Source organism: Pseudomonas zhanjiangensis (genome assembly GCF_041027545.1).
Taxonomy (GTDB): domain Bacteria; phylum Pseudomonadota; class Gammaproteobacteria; order Pseudomonadales; family Pseudomonadaceae; genus Aquipseudomonas; species Aquipseudomonas zhanjiangensis.
Genome location: NZ_JBFTEG010000008.1, coordinates 186,965 through 198,136, shown reverse-complemented (window position 1 = coordinate 198,136; position 11,172 = coordinate 186,965). Strand labels below are relative to the sequence as shown.

Below are 11,172 nucleotides of genomic sequence, written 5' to 3'. Positions count from 1 at the left end.
GGCGCTCGGCGATGTCGAACATCTTGCTGCTGCTCTGCTCGGCGGAGAGCTCGCGAGCCACCTCCTTGATCACCTTGTTGCGCGGATCGCTGACGGTGTAGACCGGGTGACCGAAGCCGATCACCACTTCCTTCTTCTCGACGCGGGCGCGGATATCGGCCTCGGCCTCATCCGGAGTGTCGTAGCGCTTCTGGATCTCGAAGGCCACCTCGTTGGCACCGCCATGCTTGGGCCCGCGCAGCGCGCCGATGGCGCCGGCGATGCAGCTGTACATGTCCGAGCCGGTACCGGCGATCACCCGCGAGGCGAAGGTGGAGGCGTTGAACTCGTGCTCGGCGTAGAGGTTCAGCGAGGTATGCATGGCGCGCACCCAGGACTCGCGCGGCTGCTCGCCATGCAGCAGGTGAAGGAAATGACCGCCGATGGAGTCGTCCTCGGTCTCCACCTCGATGCGCTTGCCGTTATGGCTGAAGTGGTACCAGTACAGCAGCATCGAGCCCAGCGAAGCCATCAGCTTGTCGGCGATGTCGCGGGCGCCCGGGTGGTTGTGGTCGTCCTTCTCCGGCGACAGGCAGCCGAGCACGGAGACTCCGGTGCGCATCACGTCCATCGGATGGGCCGACGGCGGCAGCTGCTCCAGCGCCGCCTTCAGCGCCGCAGGCAGGCCGCGCAGGGCCTTGAGCTTGGTTTTGTAGGCCGTCAGCTCGGCGACGTTGGGCAGCTTGCCGTGCACCAGCAGGTGAGCGATTTCCTCGAACTCACAGCTGGTGGCGACATCGAGAATGTCGTAGCCGCGGTAGTGCAGGTCGTTGCCGCTGCGGCCGACGGTGCATAGCGCGGTGTTGCCGGCGGCGGTGCCGCTCAGGGCCACCGACTTCTTCGGCTTGAAGCCCGGGGTGCTGGTTTCTGGGGTAGCGCTCATCGGGTCTGTCTCCTTATCAATACCGTTTCGGGGCCGTCTGCAGGCCGGTTATTTCTTGGCGGCGAACAGCGCATCGAGGTGCTGCTCGAAGGCGTGGTAGTTGATGCGATCGTAGAGCTCCATGCGGGTCTGCATGGTGTCGATCACGTTCTTCTGGGTGCCGTCACGGCGCAGCGCGGTGTAGACGTTCTCGGCCGCCTTGTTCATGGCGCGGAAGGCCGACAGCGGGTACAGCACCAGGGACACGTCGACGCCGGCCAGCTCCTCGGTGGTGTACAGCGGGGTGGCGCCGAACTCGGTGATGTTGGCCAGGATCGGCGCCTTGATGCGGTCGGCGAAGGTCTTGTACATCGCCAGCTCGGTGATGGCCTCGGGGAAGATCATGTCGGCGCCCGCCTCGATGCAGGCCTCGGCGCGGTCCAGCGCGGACTCCAGGCCCTCGACCGCCAGCGCGTCGGTGCGCGCCATGATCACGAAGCTGTCGTCGGTGCGCGCATCCACCGCCGCCTTGATCCGGTCGACCATCTCCTGTTGGGTAACGATCTCCTTGTTCGGCCGATGACCGCAGCGCTTGGCGCCGACCTGGTCCTCGATATGGATGGCCGCAGCGCCGAACTTGATCATCGACTTGACCGTGCGCGCCACGTTGAACGCCGAGCTGCCGAAGCCGGTGTCGACGTCCACCAGCAGCGGCAGGTCGCACACATCGGTGATCCGCCGCACGTCGGTGAGCACGTCATCCAGGCCGGTGATGCCCAGGTCCGGCAAGCCCAGCGAACCTGCCGCTACGCCGCCGCCGGACAGGTAGATGGCCTTGAAGCCGGCGCGCTGGGCCAGCAGCGCATGGTTGGCGTTGATCGCACCGACTACCTGCAACGGATGCTCTTCGGCAACCGCATCGCGAAAACGCTGGCCGGGAGTGTTCAGACTCATGACTCACCTCTGGGTTTGGCTGTCTTGGATTGCGCGTCCTGGTAGTGACGCTCGATATTGCGCTTGGAGGCGCCGATGTGACGGCGCATCAGCAACTCGGCCAGTTCACCGTCACGATCGGCAATGGCATCGAGAATGCGGTGGTGCTCGGCGTAAGCCTGGCGCGGCCTATTGGGCGTCGCGGAGAATTGCAGGCGGTACATCCGCACCAACTGATACAGCTCGCCACAGAGCATCTGGGTCAGGGTCTTGTTGCCACTGCCCTGGATGATCCGGTAATGGAAATCGAAATCGCCCTCCTGCTGGTAGTAGCCCACGCCAGCCTTGAAGGCCGCATCCTGCTCATGCAGCTCAAGCACGCGGCGCAGCTCGTCGATCTCCGCCTGGCTCATGCGCTCGGCGGCCAGGCGGCAGGCCATGCCTTCGAGCGATTCGCGGATTTCATACAGCTCGATCAGCTCGGCGTGATCGAGTGACACCACCCGGGCGCCGACATGGGGCACACGCACTAACAGGCGCTGCCCCTCGAGGCGATGGATCGCCTCGCGCAGCGGCCCGCGGCTGATGCCGTAGGTGCGGGCCAGCTCCGGCTCGGAGATCTTGCTGCCCGGGGCGATCTCGCCCTTGACGATCGCCGCCTGGATGCGGCGAAACACATGCTCGGAAAGTGTTTCCGAGTCGTCTTGGACGGCTAGAGATGATTCGGTCGAATCCGACATATTGTCGACACCCCACTTGGTATTTGCCAAAAAATTTACGCCTATGCGGGGCGTCAGTCAAATACGACCTTAGGATTGTCGACACCACCCTTCTAGCAACAAGTTCTATCTCAGCGTCGCCCTCTATAAAAACGCTTATAAGGGCCTGTCGCAGCGGTAAAATCGCCATGCTAGAATGCCGCGCATTCGTGTAAGCCCGAGCACCGTCTTGATTGCTCGCTACCGCTCAAACCAGGTATGGCACCCCAGCGTGCCACCTGCCGGCCTTGCTGACCCAATGACTGCGCGACACCTAACGGGACTCATGAGACTCAAGCCCTTCCTTCTGCCGCTGTGCCTGCTTCTATTGCCCGGTTTGAGTGGCGCCGCAGAAAAAACCGTCTACGGTCTCAACGAGTACGCTCAACTGCATAACCTCGGCCTGCGGGTACCCGCCAAGCTGGACACTGGCGCCAAGACGGCCTCGCTGAGCGCTCGAAACATCGACCGTTTCAAGCGCAACAACGAACCCTGGGTGCGCTTCTACCTGGCGATTGACGAAGCCCACAGCCATCCGATCGAGCGTCCACTGGCACGCATCAGCAAGATCAAGCGCCGCGCTGGCGACTATGATCCAGAGGAAGAAAAAACCTATACCGCGCGCCCGGTAATCGAACTGGACATTTGCATGGGACAAGCCTTGCGCACCATCGAAGTGAACCTGACCGACCGCAGTGCCTTCCAATACCCGCTGTTGATTGGCTCCGAAGCGCTCAAGCGCTTCAGTGCACTGGTCGACCCAAGTCTTAAATATGCAGCGGGGCAACCCGGCTGTACCCCTGACGCAACCCCTGGCGAGTAACTCCCATGCGCTCTCTTAACCTGCATCTGAAAGTCCTGATCACCCTGTTGGTGGGTCTGGGCATTCTGATTACGGCCTACCAGATCTTCATTCTCGGCATCCCCTTGACCGAAGATGAGACTGACTACCTGTGGAATATCGACGCCAAGGTCGAGTTCCAGGCCAACCCCCGCGAGCCAGTCAAGTTGCAGATGTTCGTGCCGCCGCTGAATCAGGATTACGTCAGCCTCAACGAGAGCTTTATCTCCAACAACTACGGTGTGAGCGTCAATCGCGTCGAGGGCAACCGCAAAGTCACCTGGTCGGCACGCCGCGCCAGCGGCAAGCAGACCCTCTACTACCGCCTGGTCCTGACCAAGCGCTACAGCGGCGAACAAACCAAGGCCAAGGGGCCGATCTTCCGCGACAGCATTCCGGTTGAAGGCGCCGAAAAGATTGCCGCCGAGGCCCTGCTGGCGCCGATTCGCCAGCACTCTGCAGACGTCGAAACCTTTATCAGCGAGACCATCAAGCGCGTCAACGACGTCAACGACGACAACGTCAAGCTGCTGCTCGGCGGCGACGCTTCGACCGCGAACAAGGCCAAGGCCATCGAGTTGCTGCTGTCCATTGCCCACGTGCCGATGCAGCGAGTGCACACCATCCGCCTGGCTCCCGATGTGCAGCAGAGCCCCGAACTCTGGCTGCGCAGCTTCAATGGCGAGGCCTGGCTGTACTTCAATCCCGAGTCGGGCGAACAGGGCATGCCCGCCGATCGCCTGACCTGGTGGATCGGCGACGAGAACCTGGTCAGCCTGGAGGGCGGCAAGCAGCCCCAGGTGAGCTTCAGCCTGAACAACAGCGAGATGAATGCCATCCGCCTGGCCAAGCTGACCGACGAGAACACCGACGTCGACTTCCTCGAATACTCGCTCTACGGCCTGCCGCTCTCGACCCAGAAAACCTTCCAGATCATGATCGTGATCCCGATCGGCGTACTGGTGATCCTGATACTGCGCAACCTGGGCGGCCTGCAGACCCTCGGCACTTTTACCCCGGTGCTGATCGCCCTGGCCTTTCGTGAAACTCAACTCGGTTTCGGCATCGTCCTGTTCACCATCATTACCGCCCTCGGCCTGTCGCTGCGCTCCTACCTCGAGCACCTGAAGCTGCAGATGCTGCCGCGGCTCTCGGTGGTACTGACCTTCGTGGTGGTGCTGATCGCGGTAATCAGCCTGCTCAGCCACAAGCTCGGCCTGGAGCGTGGCCTGTCGGTGGCGCTGTTCCCGATGGTGATTCTGACCATGACCATCGAACGCCTGTCGATCACCTGGGAAGAGCGTGGTGGCGGCCATGCCTTCAAGGTTGCCGTGGGCACCCTGATTGCCGCGACTCTGGCGCATATCTTGATGAGCATCCCGCAGCTGACCTACTTCGTCTTCACCTTCCCTGCGGTGCTGATGATCCTGGTGGGCTTCATGCTGGCGATGGGACGCTACCGCGGCTATCGCCTGACCGAACTCTTCCGCTTCAAAGCCTTCCTGAAGGATTGAGCCATGCTAGGTCTCTGGAAAACCTGGAAGGCCCTCGAAGCCAAAGGCATCATGGGCATCAACCGGCGCAATGCGGACTACGTGCTGAAGTACAACAAACGGCACCTGTACCCCATCGTCGACGACAAGATCATCACCAAGGAACGCGCCATCGAGGCCGGCATCCACGTGCCGGAAATGTACGGTGTCATTTCCACCGAGAAAGAGATCGACAAGCTCCATGCGATCATCGGCGGGCGCAACGACTTCGTGATCAAGCCGGCGCAGGGCGCTGGCGGCGACGGCATCACGGTGATCGCCGACCGCTTCGAAGATCGCTACAAGACGGTGTCCGGCAAGATCATCAGTCACGAGGAAATCGAGCACCAGATTTCCAGCATCCTCACCGGCCTCTACTCGCTCGGCGGGCACCGCGATCGCGCCTTGATCGAGTACCGCGTCACCCCCGACCCCATCTTCAAGAGCATCAGCTACGAAGGCGTGCCCGACATCCGCATCATCGTGCTGATGGGCTACCCGGTCATGGCCATGCTGCGTCTGCCGACTCGCCAATCCAACGGCAAGGCCAACCTGCACCAGGGCGCCATCGGTGTCGGCGTCGACCTGGCCAGCGGCGTGACCCTGCGCGGCACCTGGCTGAACAACAAGATCAGCAAGCACCCGGACACCACCAACTCGGTGGATGGCGTGCAACTGCCCAACTGGAACGGCTTCATGAAGCTGGCAGCCGGTTGCTATGAGCTCTGCGGCCTCGGCTATATCGGCGTGGACATGGTGCTCGACCAGGAGAAGGGCCCGCTGATTCTCGAACTCAACGCGCGTCCCGGCCTCAACATCCAGATCGCCAACGACTGCGGGCTCACCCATCGCGCCCATGCGGTAGAGGCACACCTGGCGGAGCTGAAAGCCAAGGGCACGACCGAGACCGCGGAGCAGCGCATGCATTTTGCGCAGCAACTGTTCCGCCATACGCCCAACGCCGGGATCTGATCTTCGGCCAAGACAAGGCAACAGCAAGCAGAAGGCCCGGCCAAGCGCCGGGTTCTTCTCCTGCTAGCCCCGCGAGCGAACACTCCAGTCGCTAGCTTGACCACCTCGCCTCACTCCGCACCCCTGCTTGCCACTGACAGCACGCCCCCCCCTACCCGCCTGGGTGAGCGGACCTCTCGACGAAACCACGACACTGGCCCTAGGATCAGCGCGACTGGCGTTCTACAATCGCCATCCGCGTCCCTCTGATAGCCCTTGCATGCCTAGCTGCTCATTCCACGCACTGCCTTACCGTGCCGATCCCGCCGCTTACTTCAGCGCCCTCTGCCATGCCCCCGGCGCAGTGTTGCTCGACTCCGGCCGCCCTGCCGCCCAGCGAGGACGCTATGACCTCATGAGCGCCTGGCCGCTGGCCGAGCTGGCGCCACAGGCCGACGAGTCCGCCTGCGCCTTTGTCCAGCGCCTGCGCGAAAGCCTTGGCCGCCTGGGCCGCGCCGATGCGCCGGCGCAGCGGCCACTGCCCTTCGTCGGCGGCCTGATCGGCTACCTGGCTTATGATTTCGCTCGTCGCCTGGAGAAACTCCCCACCCAGGCCCGTGACGACCTCGGCCTGGGGGACGCGCGTTTCGGCCTGTATGACTGGGCCCTGATCAGCGACCACCAACTCGAAACCAGCCAACTGGTGTTCCATCCGTCCGTGGCCGCCGAACGACGTCAGCGGCTGATCAGCCTGCTCGAATCGGAACAGCCTCGGCCCGCTCAGCCATTTCGCCTGGACCAGACATTTCAGGCGGATATCAGCGAGGCGGATTACCACCAGGCGTTCGAGCGGATCCAGACCTACATCCAGGCCGGCGACTGCTACCAGGTCAACTTCGCCCAGCGCTTTCGCGCCCCCTACCAGGGCTCGCCCTGGGCGGCCTACCAGGCCTTGCGCGCGGCCTGCCCGACGCCTTTTGCCGGCTACCAGGCTCTTGGCGACGAAGGCGCGATCATCAGCCTGTCGCCGGAGCGCTTCCTGCGGGTCAGCCAGGGCCAGGTGGAAACCCGCCCGATCAAAGGCACCCGCCCGCGTGGCGGCACCCCCGAGGCGGATCACGCCCAGGCCGAGAGCCTGCTTGGCAGCGCCAAGGATCGTGCGGAAAACCTGATGATCGTCGACCTGCTGCGCAACGACCTCGGTCGCACCTGCCAGACCGGCTCGGTGCGGGTTCCCGAGCTGTTCGCACTGGAGAGCTATCCAAACGTGCATCACCTGGTCAGCGCGGTGACCGGCGAGCTGCCCGCGGACAAGGATGCCCTGGACCTGATCGCCGGCAGTTTTCCCGGCGGCTCGATCACCGGAGCACCGAAGATCCGCGCCATGCAGATCATCGACGAGCTGGAGCCGACGCGCCGGGGACTCTACTGCGGCTCTCTGCTCTATCTGGACGTGCGTGGCGAGATGGACAGCTCTATCGCCATCCGCAGCCTGCTGGCCAAGGAGGGGCAGATCAGCTGCTGGGGTGGCGGCGGCATTGTCGCGGACTCCGACTGGCGCGCCGAGTATCAGGAGTCCATCACCAAGGTGAAGATACTGCTGGAGACCCTGGAACAGTTCTGCCAATGAAAAAAGCCCGCAGCTGCGGGCTTTTCCATTAAAGCGGGATTAGCGGCTCAGCTGGCGGCTGGAAGCCTTGATGAATTCGTCCTTGAGGTCCTCGTAGTTGTGCACCGCCGGAAACTGCGGAAACTCGCGAATCACGTTGTCGGGGGCATGGAACAGGATGCCGGCGTGGGCCTCACTGAGCATGGTGGTGTCGTTGTAGGAGTCGCCAGCGGCGATCACTCGATAGTAGAGGCTCTTGAGCGCGATGACCGACTGGCGCTTGGGGTCTTTCTGGCGCAACTGGTAGCTCACCACCCGACCGCTATCGTCGGTGACCAGCTTGTGGCACAGCAGCGTGGGGAAGCCCAGCTGACGCATCAGCGGCTGGGAAAACTCGTAGAAGGTATCGGACAGGATCACCACCTGGAAGCGTTCGCGTAGCCAGTCGACGAACTCGACCGCACCGTCCAGCGGCTTCAGGGTGGCAATGACCTCCTGGATATCGCTCAGCTTGAGACCATGCTCATCGAGGATCCGCAGGCGCTGCTGCATCAGCACATCGTAATCCGGAATATCCCGGGTGGTCGCTTTCAGCGCGTCGATGCCGGTTTTCTCCGCAAAGGCGATCCAGATTTCCGGGACCAGTACGCCTTCCAGGTCGAGACAAGCAATTTCCACAGGACACTCCTAGATTGGGCTTGAGAGAAGGCCGCACAATAGCGGCTCGCCCGGGGCGGCGCAACGCGGCGCTTATTCCTGAACTACGCACTCATCCTCGAACTTCGTTATTTAGATGCATAACACCTTTTTGCTACCATCCTGGCACTGAGCGCTCAGCGTGCATGGACAGGCGCCAGCCTGGCATTGCCCCGCCTGTGCACGACACCATAACCAGGAACTTTGCCGATGAGCCATCCCTTCGATGTAGCCGAACTGGCCGCGACCTATGCCAGCAAATCACCCCAGGACATCCTCAAGCTCGCCTTCGAACACTTCGGCGACGACCTCTGGATTTCCTTCAGTGGCGCCGAAGACGTGGTGCTGGTCGATATGGCCTGGAAACTGAACAAGAACGTCAAGGTCTTCAGCCTCGACACAGGTCGCCTGCACCCGGAGACCTATCGCTTTATCGACCAAGTGCGCGAGCATTACGGCATCAATATCGAAGTACTGTCCCCGGAGGCCGAACCGCTGCAGGCAATGGTCAGGGAAAAAGGCCTGTTCAGCTTCTACAAGGATGGCCACGGCGAGTGCTGCGGTATCCGCAAGATCGCTCCACTGCGCAAGAAACTGGCCACCGTCACCGCCTGGGCCACCGGACAGCGCCGCGACCAGAGCCCCGGCACCCGCAGCCAGGTGGCCGCCGTGGAAATCGACAGCGCCTTCTCCACCGAGCAACGGCCACTATACAAATTCAACCCGCTGGCGCAGATGAGCAGCGAGGAAGTCTGGGCCTACATCCGCATGCTTGAGCTCCCCTACAACAGCCTGCACGAGCGCGGCTTTATCAGCATTGGCTGCGAGCCCTGCACCCGCCCGGTGCTGCCCAACCAGCACGAGCGCGAGGGTCGCTGGTGGTGGGAAGAAGCCACCCAGAAGGAATGCGGACTGCATGCCGGCAACCTGATCGCCAAGAACTAGTCCCCTCCTGCCAGCAAGCAAAAAAACAGCCCGGCACCTGGCCGGGCTGTTTGCATATCAGCCCCTCAATAGGTTGGCAGCTCCACATCGCGAAACAGGTCTTCCAGCTCCGACTTGTTGTGGCATTGCACCGCCTTGGCCAGCATGTCGCGAGTCAGGTGCGGGGCGAACTTCTCGATGAAGTCGCACATGAAACCACGCAGGAAAGTGCCCCGACGAAAACCGATCTTGGTCACGCTGGCCTCGAACAGCTCGCTGGCATCGAGCACCACCAAATCCGGGTCCAGCTTCGCATCCACCGCCATTCTGGCGACAATCCCGACACCGAGGCCGAGCCGCACGTAGGTCTTGATCACGTCGGCATCGGCGGCGGTGAATACCACCCTGGGGGTCAAGCCGCGGTGACTGAAGGCTTCATCAAGTTTGGAGCGGCCGGTGAAACCGAAGACGTAGGTCACGATCGAATGCTCGGCCAGGGCTTCCAGGGTCAACTTCGGCAGCTTGGCCAGCGGATGTCCCTGGGGCACCACCACGCAACGGTTCCAGCGGTAGCAAGGCATCATCACCAGGTCGTTGAACAGCTCCAGCCCTTCGGTGGCAATGGCGAAATCCACGGTTCCGTCGGCCGCCATCTCGGCGATCTGCATCGGCGTGCCCTGGTGCATGTGCAGCGCCACATCAGGGTACTGCTTGATGAAGCCGCTGATCACCGGCGGCAGCGCATAGCGCGCCTGGGTATGGGTGGTCGCGATCGACAAGGTGCCCTTCTTCTCGTTGGAAAACTCCTGGGCGATCTGCTTGATGCTCTCGACCTTGCGCAGGATTTCTCCGGCAGTGGTGATGATCCGCTCGCCGGCGGGGGTCACGCGGGTCAGGTGCTTGCCGCTGCGGGCAAAGACCTCGACACCCAGCTCGTCCTCAAGCAGGCGTATCTGCTTGCTGATGCCCGGCTGCGAGGTATAGAGACTTTGTGCGGTGGCCGAAACGTTGAGGTCGTGATGCGCGACTTCCCAGATGTAGCGCAATTGCTGGAGCTTCATAGATATCCCTCAAAGCAGATAAACGGCCGTGCCGAGACCGGCGTTCTTATATAACCATATACTTGGTTTAATCGAAGAGTTTAGACGATTAATTTAGAAATTCTGGTTATTCGTCGCCTACTGCTCGCTGCGACTGCGGTGCTGCAGCATGGGCACCATATAGACAGGCACGTCGGCAAGCTGCACCAGCTGTGCAGCCGTTCGCCCCAACGGGACTTCCTGCCCGGTACCGTGGCTGTGACTGCCGATGACCAGCATATCGACGCCCAGCTTCTCGGCCACCTGCAAGATCATCAGCGGAGGGTCGCCCTGCACCACCTGCACCGCGCGAATCACCTCGGACTCGTGCTGAGCCTCACCCAACTCATCGCGAAACCCCTCCAGCACGCGCTCCTCGATACTCGCCATGACGGTATTCAAGCCCTTGCTGCGCAGCTCGCCCAAGCGCTCCTCATCCAGATAGGTTTGCAGTACCGACTCCGCGAACAGGCCCATGGGCTCGACGGCATGCACCACGTACAGCCCGGCGCGAAAGGCTCGCGCCAGGGCCAGGGCATGCTGCAGGACGTAGGGTGCATAAAGACCAAGATCGGTGGCGTAGAGAATCGAACGGATCATTCAGCCTCCTCGACTGCCTGCCAGACAGGCCTTCATTGAGCTTAGCAGTGCGCCACGCAAGTCAACGAGGCAGCTGCCGCGCGGCATGGCCGCAGAGGATCGGCAGCCTCTCCAGGCGACTCAGAAAGAACGATTTCTCAAGACAGGCGCACTAACCAGGCAAGGTGCGGCCCCCACTCCTCTGCCCAGGAGCAGAGATGCGCTGAGCGGGCGACGCGAATCGAAGCACGCCGCCGCTGCAACAGCAGCAAGGCCGGACAGGAACGCACCAAGCCCGGTGCGTCAGTAACCCGGGATTAAGCAAAGGCTCATATAGCGCATCCTGGACCACATCGCTCGCTGACCTGC

At 62.2% G+C, this 11,172-nt stretch carries 11 protein-coding genes; 5 read left to right on the top strand and 6 right to left on the bottom strand.

The genetic code is table 11. The features are described 5' to 3' along the window. The 3 genes from prpC to AB5S05_RS12260 all read right to left on the bottom strand — a co-directional run. On the bottom strand, window positions 1–922 hold a 922-nt coding region (prpC, locus tag AB5S05_RS12270), incomplete at its 3' end, for a bifunctional 2-methylcitrate synthase/citrate synthase (protein WP_369287806.1). A gap of 48 nt (window positions 923–970) precedes the next feature. Beyond that, entirely contained in the window at window positions 971–1,855 is an 885-nt protein-coding gene (gene prpB, locus AB5S05_RS12265; RefSeq protein ID WP_369287805.1) for a methylisocitrate lyase, read from the bottom strand. After that, entirely contained in the window at window positions 1,852–2,574 is a 723-nt protein-coding gene (locus AB5S05_RS12260; RefSeq protein ID WP_369287804.1) for a GntR family transcriptional regulator, read from the bottom strand. The genes prpB and AB5S05_RS12260 overlap by 4 nt, the downstream gene beginning before the upstream one ends. Window positions 2,575–2,878: 304 nt before the next feature. Between AB5S05_RS12260 and rloA the strand changes: the two genes are divergently transcribed. The 4 genes from rloA (at window position 2,879) to pabB (ending at window position 7,546) form a co-directional block, all read left to right on the top strand. After that, complete coding sequence (gene rloA, locus AB5S05_RS12255; RefSeq protein WP_369287814.1) at window positions 2,879–3,415, top strand: retropepsin-like aspartic peptidase RloA; 537 nt, start codon at window positions 2,879–2,881, stop codon at window positions 3,413–3,415. A 5-nt stretch (window positions 3,416–3,420) separates the two neighbouring features. Next, window positions 3,421–4,947 carry an osmotic stress tolerance membrane protein RloB gene (gene rloB, locus AB5S05_RS12250; protein ID WP_369287803.1) on the top strand — a complete coding sequence of 509 codons (1,527 nt, stop codon included), beginning with the start codon at window positions 3,421–3,423 and terminating at the stop codon, window positions 4,945–4,947. Between the two features lie 3 nt (window positions 4,948–4,950). Next, window positions 4,951–5,937 (top strand): alpha-L-glutamate ligase-like protein, encoded by a 987-nt coding sequence (locus AB5S05_RS12245; protein ID WP_369287802.1) that lies wholly within the window; start codon window positions 4,951–4,953, stop codon window positions 5,935–5,937. 259 nt (window positions 5,938–6,196) lie between these two features. Then, window positions 6,197–7,546 (top strand): aminodeoxychorismate synthase component I, encoded by a 1,350-nt coding sequence (pabB, locus tag AB5S05_RS12240; RefSeq protein ID WP_369287801.1) that lies wholly within the window; start codon window positions 6,197–6,199, stop codon window positions 7,544–7,546. 39 nt (window positions 7,547–7,585) lie between these two features. Here the strand turns inward: pabB and thrH are convergent, their stop codons facing one another. Beyond that, a complete protein-coding gene (gene thrH, locus AB5S05_RS12235; protein ID WP_369287800.1) occupies window positions 7,586–8,203 on the bottom strand; it encodes a bifunctional phosphoserine phosphatase/homoserine phosphotransferase ThrH in 618 nt (205 codons plus the stop codon). Window positions 8,204–8,431: 228 nt separating this feature from the next. On the opposite strand from thrH, the gene AB5S05_RS12230 reads away from it, so the two are divergent. Next, on the top strand, window positions 8,432–9,166 hold the full coding sequence (locus tag AB5S05_RS12230; RefSeq protein WP_369287799.1) for a phosphoadenylyl-sulfate reductase: 735 nt from the start codon (window positions 8,432–8,434) through the stop codon (window positions 9,164–9,166). A gap of 65 nt (window positions 9,167–9,231) precedes the next feature. Here the strand turns inward: AB5S05_RS12230 and cysB are convergent, their stop codons facing one another. Both cysB and AB5S05_RS12220 read right to left on the bottom strand, forming a co-directional pair. Beyond that, window positions 9,232–10,206 (bottom strand): HTH-type transcriptional regulator CysB, encoded by a 975-nt coding sequence (gene cysB, locus AB5S05_RS12225; RefSeq protein ID WP_369287798.1) that lies wholly within the window; start codon window positions 10,204–10,206, stop codon window positions 9,232–9,234. A gap of 117 nt (window positions 10,207–10,323) precedes the next feature. Beyond that, window positions 10,324–10,824 (bottom strand): universal stress protein, encoded by a 501-nt coding sequence (locus AB5S05_RS12220; RefSeq protein WP_369287797.1) that lies wholly within the window; start codon window positions 10,822–10,824, stop codon window positions 10,324–10,326. Window positions 10,825–11,172: the final 348 nt, after the last annotated feature.